Origin of the sequence: Modestobacter sp. VKM Ac-2985 (genome assembly GCF_026967925.1) — a bacterium.
GTDB lineage: Bacteria > Actinomycetota > Actinomycetes > Mycobacteriales > Geodermatophilaceae > Modestobacter.
Map to the genome: position 1 here is coordinate 408,170 of NZ_JAPVBI010000001.1, position 15,342 is coordinate 423,511.

15 protein-coding genes are annotated in these 15,342 nt (G+C 76.4%); 2 read left to right on the forward strand and 13 right to left on the reverse strand.

Annotation, left to right across the window (positions count from 1 at the left end; translation table 11 throughout):
• Positions 1–22: 22 nt before the first annotated feature.
• Positions 23–748 carry a (2Fe-2S)-binding protein gene (locus O2V61_RS01805; protein ID WP_269181626.1) on the forward strand — a complete coding sequence of 242 codons (726 nt, stop codon included), beginning with the start codon at positions 23–25 and terminating at the stop codon, positions 746–748.
• A gap of 55 nt (positions 749–803) precedes the next feature.
• On the opposite strand, the gene O2V61_RS01810 is transcribed toward O2V61_RS01805, so the two are convergent.
• Complete coding sequence (locus O2V61_RS01810; protein ID WP_269181627.1) at positions 804–2,135, reverse strand: esterase; 1,332 nt, start codon at positions 2,133–2,135, stop codon at positions 804–806.
• 59 nt (positions 2,136–2,194) lie between these two features.
• The gene (locus O2V61_RS01815) at positions 2,195–2,743 is read right to left on the reverse strand and encodes a CGNR zinc finger domain-containing protein (protein ID WP_269181628.1); all 549 of its coding nucleotides are present in this window, start codon (positions 2,741–2,743) and stop codon (positions 2,195–2,197) included.
• A 78-nt stretch (positions 2,744–2,821) separates the two neighbouring features.
• Between O2V61_RS01815 and O2V61_RS01820 the strand changes: the two genes are divergently transcribed.
• The gene (locus O2V61_RS01820) at positions 2,822–3,799 is read left to right on the forward strand and encodes an EamA family transporter (RefSeq protein WP_269181629.1); all 978 of its coding nucleotides are present in this window, start codon (positions 2,822–2,824) and stop codon (positions 3,797–3,799) included.
• Between the two features lie 30 nt (positions 3,800–3,829).
• Here O2V61_RS01820 and O2V61_RS01825 read toward each other — a convergent pair whose 3' ends face one another.
• The 11 genes from O2V61_RS01825 to O2V61_RS01875 all read right to left on the reverse strand — a co-directional run bounded on the left by O2V61_RS01825 (position 3,830) and on the right by O2V61_RS01875 (position 15,332).
• Positions 3,830–4,696, reverse strand: coding sequence for an alpha/beta fold hydrolase (locus O2V61_RS01825; RefSeq protein ID WP_269181630.1), 867 nt, complete (start codon positions 4,694–4,696; stop codon positions 3,830–3,832).
• 42 nt (positions 4,697–4,738) lie between these two features.
• The gene (cobA, locus tag O2V61_RS01830) at positions 4,739–5,971 is read right to left on the reverse strand and encodes a uroporphyrinogen-III C-methyltransferase (RefSeq protein ID WP_269181631.1); all 1,233 of its coding nucleotides are present in this window, start codon (positions 5,969–5,971) and stop codon (positions 4,739–4,741) included.
• Positions 5,968–7,056, reverse strand: coding sequence for a nicotinate-nucleotide--dimethylbenzimidazole phosphoribosyltransferase (cobT, locus tag O2V61_RS01835; RefSeq protein ID WP_269182982.1), 1,089 nt, complete (start codon positions 7,054–7,056; stop codon positions 5,968–5,970). The genes cobA and cobT overlap by 4 nt, the downstream gene beginning before the upstream one ends.
• Positions 7,053–8,525, reverse strand: coding sequence for an Rv2231c family pyridoxal phosphate-dependent protein CobC (gene cobC, locus O2V61_RS01840; protein ID WP_269181632.1), 1,473 nt, complete (start codon positions 8,523–8,525; stop codon positions 7,053–7,055). The genes cobT and cobC overlap by 4 nt, the downstream gene beginning before the upstream one ends.
• Positions 8,522–9,367: an energy-coupling factor ABC transporter ATP-binding protein gene (locus O2V61_RS01845; protein WP_269181633.1), complete on the reverse strand. Its 846-nt coding sequence runs from the start codon at positions 9,365–9,367 to the stop codon at positions 8,522–8,524. Before O2V61_RS01845 ends, cobC begins: the two co-directional genes overlap by 4 nt.
• Entirely contained in the window at positions 9,364–10,098 is a 735-nt protein-coding gene (gene cbiQ, locus O2V61_RS01850) for a cobalt ECF transporter T component CbiQ (RefSeq protein ID WP_269181634.1), read from the reverse strand. The genes O2V61_RS01845 and cbiQ overlap by 4 nt, the downstream gene beginning before the upstream one ends.
• Entirely contained in the window at positions 10,095–10,451 is a 357-nt protein-coding gene (locus tag O2V61_RS01855) for an energy-coupling factor ABC transporter substrate-binding protein (RefSeq protein ID WP_269181635.1), read from the reverse strand. Before O2V61_RS01855 ends, cbiQ begins: the two co-directional genes overlap by 4 nt.
• Positions 10,448–11,164 (reverse strand): energy-coupling factor ABC transporter permease, encoded by a 717-nt coding sequence (locus O2V61_RS01860; protein WP_269181636.1) that lies wholly within the window; start codon positions 11,162–11,164, stop codon positions 10,448–10,450. The genes O2V61_RS01855 and O2V61_RS01860 overlap by 4 nt, the downstream gene beginning before the upstream one ends.
• Positions 11,151–12,530 carry a cobyrinate a,c-diamide synthase gene (locus O2V61_RS01865; RefSeq protein WP_269181637.1) on the reverse strand — a complete coding sequence of 460 codons (1,380 nt, stop codon included), beginning with the start codon at positions 12,528–12,530 and terminating at the stop codon, positions 11,151–11,153. Before O2V61_RS01865 ends, O2V61_RS01860 begins: the two co-directional genes overlap by 14 nt.
• A 106-nt stretch (positions 12,531–12,636) precedes the next feature.
• Positions 12,637–13,251: a cob(I)yrinic acid a,c-diamide adenosyltransferase gene (gene cobO / locus O2V61_RS01870; RefSeq protein WP_269181638.1), complete on the reverse strand. Its 615-nt coding sequence runs from the start codon at positions 13,249–13,251 to the stop codon at positions 12,637–12,639.
• Complete coding sequence (locus O2V61_RS01875; protein WP_269181639.1) at positions 13,251–15,332, reverse strand: putative cobaltochelatase; 2,082 nt, start codon at positions 15,330–15,332, stop codon at positions 13,251–13,253. The genes cobO and O2V61_RS01875 overlap by 1 nt, the downstream gene beginning before the upstream one ends.
• Positions 15,333–15,342: the final 10 nt, after the last annotated feature.

Consider the following 15,342-nt stretch of genomic DNA (forward strand, 5'->3'; position numbering starts at 1 on the left):
ACGAGGTGGGCAGACTGGGCGGGTGAGCGACGACGGTGCCCAGGCGCTGGTGGTGTCCCGGCTGCCCGGGGCCGCCGCCCTCGGGCTGCTCGCCCCGCCGTCGGCGGTCGCCGTCCCGGGGCCGCTGCTGGCCGACCCGGCGTGGACGGCGGAGGTGCTGGCCGCCCGTGCCGTCCGGCAGCGGACCGATGACCGGCGGGTGCTGGCCACCGTGTGGTGGTACTCGGTGTCCAGCGTGCTCCTCACCCCGGTGCTGGCCGGGCTGGTGACCGGGGTGTCCCTGTCGGCACGGCTGGCGGACACCACCGTGCACGCCCTGGCCGGTGGCGTGCCGGTGGCGGCGACCACTCGCCGGAGCGGTGGTCGCGACGTGGTGGGCGACCTGCGGACGACGATCGGCTCGGTCGTCGCCGCGGTGGCCGAGGCCGGCGGGACCCGGGAACGGCCGCTGTGGGCGATCGCCACCGACTCCCTCGCCAACCGGCTGCTCGCCCTCGGACGTGCGGTCGGGGACGAGGGCGCGGTGACCGCGCTGGCCGGGCCGCTGGCCGCCGCGATCGGGGAGCCGTTGCCCGCGCCGCGCTACGTCGACGTCGGCCGGCCCGGCGGCGGTACGGCCCGGTTCACCCGGCGCGCCTCCTGCTGCCTGCTCTACCGGGTGCCGCACGAGGTGCTCTGCACCTCGTGCCCGCGCCGGGACCCCGGGGAGCGCCAGGTGCTGCTGGAGGACCTCGCTGAACGGATGTGAGCCGAGCGGATGTGACCGGTACGGGGGCGCCACGCGGCGCCCCCGTACCGACCGATCAGCAGGCGCCGACGTCGTAGGCCCGCAGCGGCACCGTGAAGCGGCAGCCGTACTGCGGGTCGGCGACGACCGCGGCGTCGAGCACGTCGTCGCCGGCCGGCCGCACGCCGTCCTCGACCCAGGCGACGAGGTCGGTGAACGCCTGCTGGTACTCCTGCGCGCTGAAGTCGCAGTGCGCGACGGCACGGATGGCCCGCTGCACGAGGAGGTCGCTGTTGCCGCGGGCGGCGGCGTCCCGGGCGTACTCCTGCTCCATGCTGAACGGCACGAACAGGTCGCCCAGGCCGTGCAGCGACAGGACGGGCACGTCGAAGCGTCCGTCGATGGTGGGCACGCCGGAGAGGCCGCGGCTGCCGCGGTCGGCCCGCACCCGCAGGACCTCCTCGTTCAGCGCCTGCTCCTCGGCCGTCAGCTCCGGGTCGCCGTCCAGCTGGTAGACGGTGTCCGCGTTGCCGCCGACCGCGCCGCGCTCCTCGCCGAGGCCCGGGTAGACCGGGTAGACGGTGAACAGGAAGTCGGCGAAGGCGCTGAAACCCAGCTCGAACAGCGGCCGGTCGCCGCCGGTCCGCTGCTCGGTGAGCGCCCGCAGGTCCTCGCCGGCCTCGGTGAGGACGGAGGGGTAGGGGGTCCCGAGCTCGGCCTTCATCTGCGGCACGGTGGTGGTCAGGTAGTCCGCCGGCGCCGGGTAGACCGGCGGGGTGTCGGTGAGCGCCTGGGCGGCGGCGTTGTAGTCCAGGAACGTGTCGAACAGCCGTCGGTCGCCCATCACGCCGCAGGCCGGCAGCGCGCCGTCGTAGGCGTTCGGGTACTGCTCGATGCTCACCCCGGTGACGTGCCCGCCCATCGAGACCCCGGACAGGTAGGTGAGGTCGGCCTTGCCCACGGTCTTCTCGAAGTACTTCAGCAGCCGGTGGGTGCTCTTCACCCCGGAGACGACGTCGTAACCGTTCTCGGTGTAGCTGGAGGCGGCCCAGGCGTAGCCCTCGTCGACCAGGTGCTGCCGGAGGCCGTCGGGTGGGGAGTCGACCGTCAGGGTCGGGCCGGTGCCGCGGTACCCGTGCGCCCACATGACCAGGTCGCCGTTCCAGTCCGCCGGCACCTCGATCCGGTAGCCGGCGTCCTTCAGCACGCCCCAGGTGCGGGTGGTGGTGGTGCCCGGCAGCGCCTCGAACGGCAGCGCCGCCTCGTCGACGACGTACTCGACCTCGGGCGACTGCGGGTACTGGGGGGCGGGCTGGTGCGTCGGCTGGGCCGTGGCCGGGCCGGTGAACACGGTGCTGACCAGGGCCAGCGCCATCGGCGCGAGCAGCAGTCGGGTGGGGTGGCGCATCGGGACCTCCGGGACGTCGTCGTTGACGGTGACCGGACGCTAGCCCCGCGTGGTGTGGATCACATGGGCGGGTCGGCCGCGCGGCGGGCCCGGTAGGCGGCCACGTGCTCACGGTTGGCGCACGTGCTGTCACAGAACCGCCGGCTGGCGTTCTTGGTGAGGTCGACCAGGACGTCGTCGCAGCCGGAGGCGGCGCACCGGCGCAACCGGTCGAGTGCACCGGCGCGCACCACGTCGGCCACTGCCATGGCGGCCTCCACGCCCCACCGGTGGGCGACCGAGGCGTCCGGCTCGGTGGCGTGCACGTGGTAGCCCCAGTCGTCGTGCCGGACCAGCTGCGGCAGGGCGTTCCCCTCGCGCAGCAACCGGTTGACGATCGCCACCACGCCGTCCTCGTCGGCGTCCCAGACCCGGGCCAACACCGACCGCAGCTCGTGCACTGCGGCCAGCTCGGCGGCGTCGCCGGCCCGGCTGCCGGTGAACTGCCACTCGTCCAGGAACGCGGCCAGCGCCGGCGGGTCGGGCAGTCGCTCCTCGCCGTCCCCGGTGGTGTTCACCAGCGCGGCGGCGCTGGCGAGCCCCATCTCGGTGTCATGGGCAAAGAGCATGTGACTCCTGTACTCCTCTGCTAGCGTCCGCTGTACAGGAGCGTACGTCGGTTGGCTCCTGACGAGGAGGTGTCTGCCGTGCTGGACCGCCGGACCGGGCTGATCGGACTGCTGCTGGCCGTGGTCTCCGCGGCCGCGTTCGGCACCTCGGGGGTGTTCGCCACCGCCCTGCTGGACGCCGGCTGGACCGCCGGCTCTGCCGTGACCGTGCGGGTCGGGGTGGCGTCGGTGGCGCTGGCCGTCCCGGCCCTGGTCCAGCTGCGGGGCAGGTGGTCGCTGCTGCGGGCCAACGCCGGCGCCGTCCTGGCCTTCGGCGCGCTGGCCGTCGCGCTGCCCCAACTGGCCTACTTCTACGCCGTCTCCCGGCTGTCGGTGGGCGTGGCGCTGCTGCTGGAGTACTCCGGGGTGCTGCTCGTCGTGCTGTGGACCTGGGCGCGGCTCGGGCAACGGCCGAGCCGGGTCACCGGCGCCGGGGTCGTGGTGGCCGTCGGCGGTCTGGTGCTGGTCCTCGACGTGCTCAGCGGCGCGCAGATCGACCCGCTGGGCGTGATGTGGGGGCTGATCGCAGCGGTGGGGCTTGCCTCCTACTTCGTCCTCTCCGCGCACTCCGACGACGCGCTGCCGCCGCTGGTCAGCGCCTGGGCCGGGCTCGGGGTGGGTGCCCTGACGCTCGGGGCGGCGGCTCTCGTCGGCGTCCTCCCGTGGCGCACCACCGCCGTGGACGTCGAGCTGGCCGGCCGGTCGACCAGCTGGCTGGTGCCGGTGCTCGGCGTGGCATTGGTGTCGGCGGCGCTCGCCTACGCCACCGGGATCGCCGCCGTCCGGCGGCTCGGCTCGCGGCTCAGCTCGTTCGTCGGTCTGAGCGAGGTGCTGTTCGCGGTGGTGGCGGCCTGGCTGGCGCTGGGGCAGCAGCCGAGCGTCGTACAGCTGGTCGGCGGGGTCGTCGTCCTGGTGGGGATCGTGCTGGTCCGGCTGGGGGAGGACCGCCCGCCGGCCGACACGGCCGACGTGGACCCGGTGCCGGCTGTCGCGGAGCCGCAGACGCCCGGGCGGTGACCCGGCCGCTGCATCACCGGCCCTCGGGTGTCAGCTGCCCCGGACCCGGCGGACCCACCGGGCGATCTGCTCGGCGGTCTCCTCGGTGCGGGTCAGGGCGATCATGTGCCCGGCGCCGGGCACGTGGACGAACTCCCCGTCGGGCAGCTCGGGCATCAGCTCGTCGATCTCCTCCTGTGACACGGCGGGGTCGTGCTCACCGTGCAACACCAGGGTGGGGACGGTCAGCGCCGAGGCGTACCGGGTGCCGTTGGTGCTGACGCTGGCCAGCGTCGTCCGGGCCAGCGGCACCCGCCGGCTGCCCATGAAGTCCTCGCGCACCTGGGCGACGGCGGCCTTCGGCGCACCCGGCTCGAAGGCGTACTTCCGCACCAGCCAGTCGGCCAGCGGCTCGATCGGCCGGACCCGGTTGGCGACCACGGCCACCAGGCGCAGCGCGGAGAGCCAGCCCCGGCGGAGCAGGCGGTGGACCACCGGCGGCAGGTCGCGGGCGAGCCCGGGGAAGGTGATCCCAGTGCCGCCCGAGCCGACGAACACGACCCCACCGATGCGGTCCAGTCCGAGGTCGCGGGCATGGACGACGGTGATGCCGCCACCGAGGCTGCTGCCGACGACGACCGCCCGCTCGCCCTCGGGCACCACCTCGGCGAGCACGGCGGCCAGGTCCTGGGCGTGCGCCTCCAGGCTGTAGTCGTCGGCCGGGGCGTTCCCGCTGCGCCCGTGGCCGCGCAGGTCGTACTGCACCACCCGGTGGCGGTCGGCCAGCAGGTCGGGGACGCGGCCCCAGGAGCCCGTGGTCATGCCCAGGCCGTTGACCAGGACGACGACCGGGCCCGCGGCCGGGCCCTGGGCGCTGTAGGTCAGGACGGTGGCATCCGAGGAGACGACGTGGGACATCGGGGAAACGGTACGTCGGCTCTGCCGTGCCTGCCCTCCGGATCAGCCGGCGCCGAGGGCCACCACGTCGCCGACGACCCACACGGCGGGCGGCCGGACGCCCTCGTCGGCGATCGTCGTCGCCAGCCCGGCGAGGGTGGTGCGCAGGGTCCGCTGCGAGGGGCTGGCGCCGTCGCTCACCACGGCGACCGGCGTCTCCGGCGCCCGCCCGTGCTCGATGAGGGCAGCGGAGATCGCCGGGGCCGTGTCGACGCCCATCAGCACCACGACGGTGCCGCGCAGCCGGCCCAGCGCGGCCCAGTCGACCAGCGACGCCGGGTGTCCCGGCGGCACGTGGCCGGAGACCACGACGAACTCGTGGGTCAGCCCGCGGTGGGTCACCGGGATGCCGGCCAGGCCCGGGACGGCGATCGCGCTGGTCACGCCGGGCACGACCTCGACCGGCACGCCGGCTGCGGCGCAGGCCTCGAGCTCCTCGTAGCCGCGACCGAAGACGAACGGGTCGCCGCCCTTGAGGCGCACCACCCGGCGGCCGGCCAGGGCGTGGGACACCAGCAGCTCGTTGATCTGCTCCTGCGCCATCGAGCGCCCGCGCGGCAGCTTGGAGGCGTCGATGACCAGCACGTCGGCGGGCAGTGAGGCCAGCAGTCCCTGCGGGGCGAGGTGGTCGGCGACGACGACGTCGGCGGTGGCGACCGCCTGCCGGCCGCGCACCGTGACCAGCCCGGGGTCACCCGGTCCGCCACCCACCAGGACGACGCTGCCGGCGGCCACCGAGGGCGTGCGGGCGGCGCGGTCGGCGATGGAGCCGTCGGTCAACCCGTTCAGCACCGCGTCCCGTACGCCGATGGCCCGCTGCGGGTCACCGCCCCCGTGCACGCCGATGACGAGGTCGCCCTGCCGGCCGACCGCCGGGGTCCAGACGGTGGAGACCGAACGGTCGTCGGCGCGGGCGCAGAAGACGCGGTCGCGCTCGGCCTCGGCGGCGACGGCGGCGTTCACGTCGGGGTCGTCGGTGGCGGCCACGGCGTACCACGCCCCGGCCAGGTCGCCTGCGACCCAGCGCCGCGGGTGCCAGGTGACCGAGCCGGGTGCGACCAGGGCCTCCAGGGCCGGGGTGAGCTCGGGGCTGACCACGGTGACCTGCGCGCGGGCCTCCAGCAGCCCGGCCACCCGGCGGTGCGCGACCTGGCCGCCGCCGACGACGACGACGCGGCGCCCGGTCAGCCGCAGGCCCACCGGGTAGACGGTGCCCGGATCCGGAGCGGCGGTCACTTCTCGGTCACACCGGCGGAGTCGAAGGTGGCGACGTCGCGCAGCGCGCGGGCCGCGCTGGCCACCAGGGGCAGGCTCAGCAGCGCCCCGGTGCCCTCGCCGAGACGCAGGTCGAGCCCGAGCAGCGGGCGCAGGCCCAGCGCGCGCAGGGCCAGGCCGGCGCCCGGCTCGGCCGAGGTGTGCCCGGCCAGGGCGTGCGCCAGGGCCGTGGGGCACAGCGCCGCGGCGACGAGGGCGGCCGAGCCGGCGATCACGCCGTCCAGCAGCACCGGCACCCGGGCGGCCGCGGCGCCCAGCACGAAGCCGGCCAGCGCCGCGTGCTCGAGGCCACCCAGCTCGGCCAGCGCGGCGAGAGCGGCCTCCGGCGTGGCCGGGCGGGACGGCACCCGGGCCACCGCGCGGGTGACCACCGCGATCTTGCGCTCCAGCGTGGGGTCGTCGATGCCGGTGCCGCGGCCGGTCGCCGCGGCCGGGGCGGCACCGGTGAAGGCGCAGACCAGGGCGGCGGCAGCGGTGGTGTTGCCGATCCCCATGTCGCCGGTGACCAGGCACCGGGAGCCGGCGGCGAGCGTCGTCGCCACCTCGATGCCGACCTCGACGGCCTGCCGGGCCTCGGCGAGGGTCATCGCCGGACCGAGGGAGAGGTCGGCGGTGCCGCGGCGGACGTTGCGCTCCAGCAGTCCCGCGGCGGGGCCGACCGGGGTGGCCACGCCGACGTCGACCACGACCACCTCGGCACCCAGCTGGGCGGCGAAGGCGTTGACCACGGCGCCGCCGGCGGCGAGGTTCGCCACCATCTGCGCGGTGACCTCCTGCGGCCACGGGGTGACGCCCTGGGCGTGCACGCCGTGGTCGCCGGCGAAGACCGCGACCGCGGCCGGCTCGGGCAGCGGGGGCGGGCACACGCCCGCGATGCCGGCCAGCTGGGCGGCGACGTCCTCGAGCACCCCGAGGGAGCCGGGGGGCTTGGTCATCCGGTCCAGCCGCTCCCGGGCGGCCCGCTCGGCGGTGCTGTCCCGCGGGGCGATGGCGGCGATGGTCGCACCCAGCAGCGTGCCGGCGAAGGGGGTCGGGTCGGTGCTCAGCGGACCTCCTCGGTCGTGTCGATCGGGTCAAGGGTCTCAGTCAGCGCCGACGCGAACGCACGGGAGGTCTCCGGGTCCCGGACGGCGACCCGCAGGTGGTCGCTGGTCAGGCCGGGGAACGTGTCGCCCCGGCGCACCGCCCAGCCCCGTGCCCGGAGCCGCTCGCGCACCCGGGCACCCCCCGGCACGCGCAGCAGCACGAAGGACGACCGCGGCTCGGCGACCACCTCGACCGCCGGTGGCAGCGCGGCGAGCAGCGCGGCCCGGTGCTCGGTGAGCCGGTGCGCCACCTCCTCGGCCTCGGCCCGGGCGGTCGGGGTGGCGCAGGCGGCCAGCGCGGCGAGCGCGGGGGTGGAGACCGGCCAGTGCGGTTGCTGTGCGGCCAGTGCGGCGACCAGGTCGGCCGGGCCCAGCGCGTAGCCGACCCGCAGCCCGGCCAGGCCCCAGGTCTTGGTCAGGCTGCGCACCACCAGCAGTCCGGGGAGGTCGGTGCGGTCGGCCAGCGACTCCGGCTCCCCGGGCACGGTGTCGGCGAACGCCTCGTCCACCAGCAGCACCCGCCCCGGGCGGGCCAGCGCGGCCAGGTCGGCGGCGGGGTGCAGCACCGACGTCGGGTTGGTCGGGTTGCCGACGACCACGAGGTCGGCGTCCGCCGGGACCGCCGCCGGGTCCAGCCGGTACCCGGGCCCGGTCAGCAGCAGCCGCTCGACGGGGTGGCCGGCGGCGCGCAGCGCGGCCTCCGGCTCGGTGAAGGAGGGGTGGACGACGACTGCGCGGCGGGGGCGCAGCGCCCGGGCGACCAGCGTGAACGTCTCGGCCGCGCCGGCGGTGAGCAGCACCTCGGCGGGGTCGCGGTGGTGCGCGGCGGCGACCGCGGCGCGGGCCGGGCGCGGGTCGGGGTAGGCGGCGCTCGCGTCGAGGGCGTCGACCAGGACGGCGCGCAGCCAGGCCGGGAGGGCGCCCGCGCGGACGTTGACCGCGAGGTCGACCAGGCCGGGGCCGACCTCGGCGTCGCCGTGATGCCGGAGGTCGACGCCGCCGTGCCGGAGGTCGACGTCGTCGTGCCGGAGGTCGACGTCGCCGTCCTGGAGGTCGTTGCCCTGGACGTCCGGGGAGACGGCCACCGCCACCGTGACCCGGCCGTGCACCCGCTTGCTGACGACGAGCCGGCCACCCCCGAGCAGGGCCGCCGCCTCGGCCACCGACGCCGTGCCGACGGCGGCGGCGACCCGCGCCGACGGGGTGGGCACCGGGACGGCGGCCAGGGCGGCGGCCGGGTGCCCGGTCAGCAGCCAGCCGCGGCGCGCGGCCGCCTCGCGCACCCCCGGCTCGGCGGCCCGGACGTCCAGCGTGGCCAGCCGGACCGGGCCCTCCGGGGCCGGCAGCACGGCGTCGACGGCGGCCAGCACCTCCGCAGCGGTCGCCCCGGTGGAGACGCCCACGCCGACGGTGGTCCCCGGGCCGGTCACGTGCGCACCCCGGGGCGGTCGGGGAGGGCGGCCAGCAGTGCGTCGGCGTCCCGGGGGAGGGCGCCGTCGGGCAGCAGCCCGAGGGCCTGCAGCCGGGCGCCGACGCTGAGCGCCCAGGGGCGGTCCAGTCGGGCGCGGGCCAGCAGCGCGTCGTCGCCCAGGACGACGTCCGGCGGGCCCTGCACCACCCCGCCGTCCACCACGACGGCGACCTCGTCGGCCCAGCGCAGCGCCAGGTCCACGTCGTGGGTGCTCATCACGATCGTCGAGTCGGCCTCCTGCAGCCGGGCCAGTGCGGCCAGCGCCTCGCCGACCGCGGTCGGGTCGAGCCCGGCGGTCGGCTCGTCGAGCATCAGCACGCAGGGCCGCATGGCGACCGCGCCGGCGATCGCCACCCGCTTGCGTTCGCCGTAGGAGAGCTGGTGCGTCGGGCGGCCGGCCAGGTGCGCCACGGCGAGCAGCTCCAGGGCCTCGGCCACCCGGGCGCGGACCTCCTCCTCGGGCAGGCCGAGGTTGACCGGCCCGAAGGAGACGTCCTGCGCGACCGAGGCGCTGAACAGCTGGTCGTCGGGGTCCTGCAGCACCAGCTGCACTGCCTGCCGGTGGGCGCGCAGGCCCGTCCGGGTGGCGTGCAGCTCGGCGCCGTCCAGGGTGATCCGGCCGCGGGTGGGCGGCAGCGCCCCGGACAGGCAGCGCAGCAGCGTCGTCTTGCCCGAACCGTTCGCGCCCAGCAGCGCGAGCCGGCGGCCGGGCGGCACGGTCAGCGACGCGCCGTCGAGCACCCGGGCGCCGCGCTCGTACCCGGCGACCACGCCCTCCGCGGCCAGCGTCCGGTGGCTCATGCGAGTGCGCTGACGGTGACCAGAGCCGCCAGGCCGGCGAGGGTGCTCGCGACGAAGCGGGGGGAGGAGGGCAGCACCTCCGGCAGCACCCGCAGCCCGGTCTCCATGCCGCGCCCGGCCAGCCCGTCGGACAGCCGCCGGGCCCGGTCCCAGGAGCGGGTGAGCACCGCGGCGGCCAGCATCCCCGACGAGCGGTAGGAGTTGCGGATGCCCGCGTGCCCCATCCGGGCGGCCTGCGCCTCGCGGATGGTCGACAGGCTGGTGAGCAGCACGAACAGCATCCGGTAGGTCACCGAGGCCACCTCGACGACGGCGTCGGGCACCCGCAGCCGGTGCAGCGCGGGCAGCAGGTCCGACATCGGCGTCGTCGTCGCCAGCAGCAGCACGGCCGCGCTGCCGGCCACCGCGTGCGCGACCAGCCCGCCCGCCTGGGTGGCGGCGTCCGGAGCCCAGCCGAGGCCGCCGTCCCCGACCTGGACGACGGCGGTCAGCGCCCCGATCAGGATGAACGCCAGCGGCACCCGGACCGCCCGGCCGAACGTGCGCGCCGGCACCCGGGCCGGGCCCAGCGCCAGGACGACGGCGGCCAGCCCGACGAGCACGCTGCCGGGCCACGCCGGGAGCACCAGCGCGGCGAGCACCAGTCCGCCGCTGAGCAGCAGCTTGTCGGCGGGCGAGCGCAGCCGCCAGGCACTGGCCCAGGCGGCGTCGTCGATCGCCAGCCCGGTCACGGCGTCGCGGGGGGCGTGGCTGCTGTCTCCGCCGCCTGCCGGCCGGTGCGCTCCGCCGTCCGCCGGGCCGTCTGCTCCGCCGTCCGCCGGCCCTTCAGCCGACCGAGCACGTAGCCCAGCACCCCGCCGCCCAGCGCCGCTTGCAGCGCGAACAGGCCGGACTCGATCTCCGAGGAGCCCGGGGAGAAGACCGACTCGAACCACGGCTCGTAGCCGGCGTCGGACTCCTCGATCAGCTCGGTGGCCTGGCTGTCCGTGCCGGCGTACTCGCTGGCGCCGTCGAGCAGCAGCGGCGTGGCGAACAGCGCGACCACGGCCAGCACCAGCAGCGCGGTGACCAGGTGCCGCCTCACCGCTCAGCTCCGGGGGTGGCCTCGGGCACCGGGGCCTGATCGGGCTCCGGTGTGCGGCGGAGGACCCCGAGGCGCTCCAGCTCGGGGCGGGCGTTGACGACCAGCACCCGGAACAGCAGGACGCCGAGCAGGCCCTCACCGATCGCCAGCGGCACCTGGGTGAACGCGAAGACGGACAGGAACTTCGCCGCCGCCCCGCCGAAGCCGCTGGCCGCGTCGGGGTGTGCCCAGGCCAGCTGCAGCGCCGTGGTCACGTAGGTGGCCAGGTCGGCGACCGCCATCGCGGCGAACACCCCGGGGAGCAGTCCGCCCCCGCTGCGCCGGACCAGCCGGTAGGCGGCGTAGCCGGCCCAGGGACCGATCACCGCCATGGAGAAGGCGTTGGCGCCCAGGGTGGTCAGCCCGCCGTGGGCCAGCAGCAGCGCCTGGAACAGCAGCACCACCGTGCCGAGCAGCGCCATCACCGGGGGCCGGAACAGGACGGCGCCCAGCCCGGTGCCGGTCGGGTGGCTGGAGCTGCCGGTGATGGAGGGCAGCTTAATCGCGCTCAGCACGAAGGTGAACGCCCCGGCGGCGCCGAGCAGCAGGGTCGACTCGGGGTTCTCCCGCACCTCCTTGGCCACCGCCCGGGCGCCGTGGACGACGAACGGGGCGGCGGCGATCGTCCAGCCGATGGCGTGCGCGGGCGGCAGGAACCCCTCAGCGATGTGCACGGCCGACCTCCTGGGGGAGCCGCGCGGCGGCGGCGACGAAGCGGGTGGCCATCCCGGGGGACCCGGCCCAGTTCAGGTGCAGGTAGGAGGCGTGCACGGTGCCGGCCACGAAGCCCTCTGGCCCGTCGGCGTTCCACTGCCAGGCGGGGGTGGCCCCGGCGGCGGGGCCGGCAGCGGTCCGGTGGAACTCGTGCCCGCGCACCCGGGTGCCGGCCGGGGCCAGCACGCTGTCGGTGAGCGCCACCGCGGCCCGGTAGCCGAGGGTGAGCTTGGGGTGCATCGCCGTCGTCGTGGGCAGCACGCCGCACATGGGTTCGCCGTCCAGCTCCTGGGAGAGGTACAGCAGCCCGGCGCACTCCGCGGCGATCGGGCCCCCGCGGGCGGCCAGGTCGGCGATCGCCGTCCGCAGGCCGACGTTCGCGCTCAGCGCGCTGGCGTGCACCTCGGGGAAGCCGCCGCCGACGACCAGCGCCCGGGTGCCCTCGGGGAGTGCGTCGTCCCGCAGCGGGTCGACGGTCACCACCTCGGCGCCGGCGGCGGTGAGCAGCTCGGCGGTCTCGGCGTAGCCGAAGGTGAAGGCCGGGCCGCCGGCCACGGCGATCACCGGCCGGCCCTCGACCCGGGTCACTTCGGCAGCCGGGTCCCACGGCTCGCCGGCCAGGTCCGGCGCGGTGCGGGCCAGCCGCAGGACGGCGTCCAGGTCGATGCTCGACTCGACCACCGCCCCCAGCGCGCGCACCGTGCGGACCGCCTCCGCCGACCGCTCGGCCGCCGGCACCAGCCCCAGGTGCCGGGACGGCGTCTGCAGCTCCGCGATCCGGCGCACCGCACCGAGCACCGGCACCCCCGCCGTGCCCAGCGCCTCGCGCAGGATCGCCTCGTGCCGGTCGGAGCCGACCCGGTTGAGGACGACGCCGCCGATCCGCACCGTCGGGTCGAAGGTGGCGAACCCGTGCACCAGCGCGGCGACGCTGCGGGCCTGCGACGCGGCGTCGACCACGAGCACCACCGGCGCCTGCAGGTGCGCGGCGACCTGGGCGGTGGAGCCGTAGCCGGGTTCGACGCTGGCGTGCGCGGCGCCGTCGAACAGCCCCATCACGCCCTCGACGACCGCCACGTCGGCGCCGCGGGCGCCGTGCAGGAACAGCGGGGTGATCCGGTCGTCGCCGACCAGCCACTTGTCCAGGTTGCGGCCCGGCCGGCCGGCGGCGAGGCCGTGGTAGCCGGGGTCGATGTAGTCCGGCCCGACCTTGTGCGGGCTCACGGTGAGCCCGCGGTTGGTGAGCGCCGCGATCAGCCCGGTGGTGATCGACGTCTTCCCCGCGTTCGACGACGGCGCCGCGACCACGATCCGCGGGATCCTCATCGCCCGACCCCCTGGGGGGCAGAAATGGCCATTTCTGCCGCACGAACGGGAGGTGACGGTCGGCACGAAGGGGCAGAAATGGCCATTTCTGCCCGGGGGAGGGGGGTCACCACTCGATCCCCCGTTGGCCCTTCTGGCCGGCGTCCATCGGGTGCTTGACCTTGGTCATCTCCACGACCAGGTCGGCGGCCGCGATCAGCGCCGGCGGGGCGTCGCGCCCGGTGATGACGACGTGCTGGTTGCCCGGCCGGTTCGTCAGGGTCTCCACGACGTCCTCGACGTCCACCCAGCCCCACTTCAGCGGGTAGGTGAACTCGTCGAGCACGTAGAAGCGGTGCGCCTCGGCGGCCAGGTCGCGCTTGATCTGCGCCCAGCCCTCGGCGGCGTCACCGGCGTGGTCGGTCTCGTCGCCGTGCTTGCGCGACCACGACCAGCCCGAGCCCATCTTGTGCCAGACCACCGGGCCGCCCTCGCCGGTGGTCTCGTGCACCCGGCCCAGGGCGGTCAGCGCGTTCTCCTCGCCGACCTTCCACTTGGCGCTCTTGACGAACTGGTAGACCGCGATCGACCACCCCTGGTTCCACGCGCGCATCGCCATCCCGAAGGCGGCGGTGGACTTGCCCTTCATCTCGCCGGTGTGCACCGCCAGCAGCGGCCGGTTGCGGCGCTGCCGGGTGGTCAGCCCGTCGACCGGGACCGCGGTGACCTGTCCCTGCGGCATCAGGCGGCCTCTCGCACCGTGCGGACCAAGGACTCCGCGCCGAGTTCCTCGAGCCGCATCGTCTGCGCACCCAGTGCCGTGCCCAGCGACGCGGCCAGGCCGAGTCGCACCGGCCCGGACTCGCAGTCCACGACGACGCTCGCCGTCCCGGCCGCGGCCAGCAGCCCGGCGGCCCGGCGGGCGTCGGAGAGGTGGTCGCCGCCGCGGGGCCCGGTCGCCCGGCCGTCGGTGACGACGACGAGCAGCGGACGGCGCTGCGGGTCACGCACCCGTTCCAGCCGCAGCGTCTCGTGCGCCCGCAGCAGCCCGGCGGCCAGCGGCGTGCGCCCGCCGGTGGGCAGGCTGGTCAGCCGGGCGGCCGCGGCCTCCACCGACCAGGTCGGCGGCAGGGTGAGCTCGGCGTCGCCGCCGCGGAAGGTGATCAGGCCGACCTTGTCCCGGCGCTGGTAGGCGTCCATCAGCAGCGAGAGGACGGCGCCCTTCACCGCGGCCATCCGGGAGCGGGCGCCCATCGAGCCGCTGGCGTCGACGACGAAGAGGACCAGGTTGCCCTCGCGGCCCTCCAGGGTCGCCTGGCGCAGGTCGTCCCGCTCGACCCGCAGGCCGGTGCCGGTGCGCCCACGGGCCCGCTGGTGCGGTGCCGCGGCGAGCACGGTGTCGACCAGGTGGAGCTTCGTCACGCTGCCCTCGGGACGGCGGGAGCCGACCACCCGCCCGCGCTCGCTGCGGGCCCGGGACCGCCGGCCGGCCGCGCCCGCGCCGATGCCGGGCACCTCCAGCCGCTGCACCCGGAACGCGGCGTCCGGGGCGACGGCGGCCTTCTCCGGGGCGGGCGCGGCGTCGGTGTGTCCGCCGCCCTCGCCCCGCGGCGCCGTCGTCGGCTGCTCCTCCGCCGCCGCGCCGTCCTGTGGAGCCGGCCCCGACTCACCCTCCGCACCACCAGAATGGCCATTTCGGTGGTCGGGGGAGGCGTCGCCCGGGGGAGGGGTGCCGCCGCCGTCGGGGGGAGAGCCCGGGCCGTCGGTGGGGTCGGTGCCCTCGGGTGGGGTGGGGTCGTCGTCCGGCGGGGAGTCGGGGCGGGAGTCCTCCAGCGCCTGGTCGAGGGTGTCGTCGTCCAGGCCGGGGGCGTCGAAGGGGTTGCGCCGGCGGCGGTGCGGGAGGGCGAGCCGGGCGGCGACCCGGACGTCGTCCTCGGTGACGTCGGTGCGCCCGCACCAGGCCGCGTGCGCGATGGCGGCGCGGGCGGTGACCAGGTCGGCGCGCAGGCCGTCGACGTCGAAGGCGGCGCAGACGCTGGTGACCTGGCGGAGGGCGGCGTCGCTCAGCACCACGCTGGGCAGCAGCGCGCGGGCCGCGGCGATCTGGTCCGCCAGCTCCCGTTCGGAGGCGGCCCAGGCGGCAGTGAAGCCGGCCGGGTCGGCGTCGTAGCCGAAGCGCCGCCGGACCACCTCGGCGCGCAGGTCGGCGTCCCGGGGGGCGGCCACCTCGACGGTGAGCCCGAACCGGTCCAGCAGCTGGGGGCGGAGCTCGCCCTCCTCGGGGTTCATGGTGCCGACCAGCAGGAAGCGGGCGGCGTGCCGCACCGAGACGCCCTCGCGTTCGACGTAGGCCCGGCCCAGGGCGGCGGCGTCCAGCAGCAGGTCGACCAGGTGGTCGTGCAGCAGGTTGACCTCGTCGACGTACAGGACGCCGCGGTGCGCCCCGGCCAGCAGCCCGGGCTCGAAGGACTTCACGCCCTCGGTCAGCGCCCGCTCCAGGTCCAGCGAGCCGACCAGCCGGTCCTCCGAGGCGCCGACGGGCAGCTCGACGAGGCGGGCCGGGCGGGTGACCGGGCGGTCGTCGGCGGAGTGCGGGCCGTCGGGGCACTCCGGGTCGGGGGCGGCGGGGTCGCAGGCGAAGCGGCAGCCGGCGACGACGTCGACCGGGGGCAGGACGGCGGCCAGAGCGCGCACCGTCGTGGACTTCGCCGTGCCCTTCTCGCCGCGCACAAGCACCCCGCCGACGGCAGGGGAGACGGCGTTGAGCAGCAGCGCCAGTCGCATGTCGTCCATGCCGACGACGGCGCCGAAGGGATAGGTCATGAAGAGACCA

Coding starts and splice junctions, on each gene's coding strand:
- O2V61_RS01810 (WP_269181627.1), bottom strand. CDS start 2,135: ATGCGCCACCCCACCCGACTGCTGCTCGCGCCGATGGCGCTGGCCCTG.
- O2V61_RS01815 (WP_269181628.1), bottom strand. CDS start 2,743: ATGCTCTTTGCCCATGACACCGAGATGGGGCTCGCCAGCGCCGCCGCG.
- O2V61_RS01825 (WP_269181630.1), bottom strand. CDS start 4,696: ATGTCCCACGTCGTCTCCTCGGATGCCACCGTCCTGACCTACAGCGCC.
- O2V61_RS01845 (WP_269181633.1), bottom strand. CDS start 9,367: ATGAGCCACCGGACGCTGGCCGCGGAGGGCGTGGTCGCCGGGTACGAG.
- O2V61_RS01865 (WP_269181637.1), bottom strand. CDS start 12,530: ATGAGGATCCCGCGGATCGTGGTCGCGGCGCCGTCGTCGAACGCGGGG.
- cobO (WP_269181638.1), bottom strand. CDS start 13,251: ATGCCGCAGGGACAGGTCACCGCGGTCCCGGTCGACGGGCTGACCACC.
- O2V61_RS01875 (WP_269181639.1), bottom strand. CDS start 15,332: ATGACCTATCCCTTCGGCGCCGTCGTCGGCATGGACGACATGCGACTG.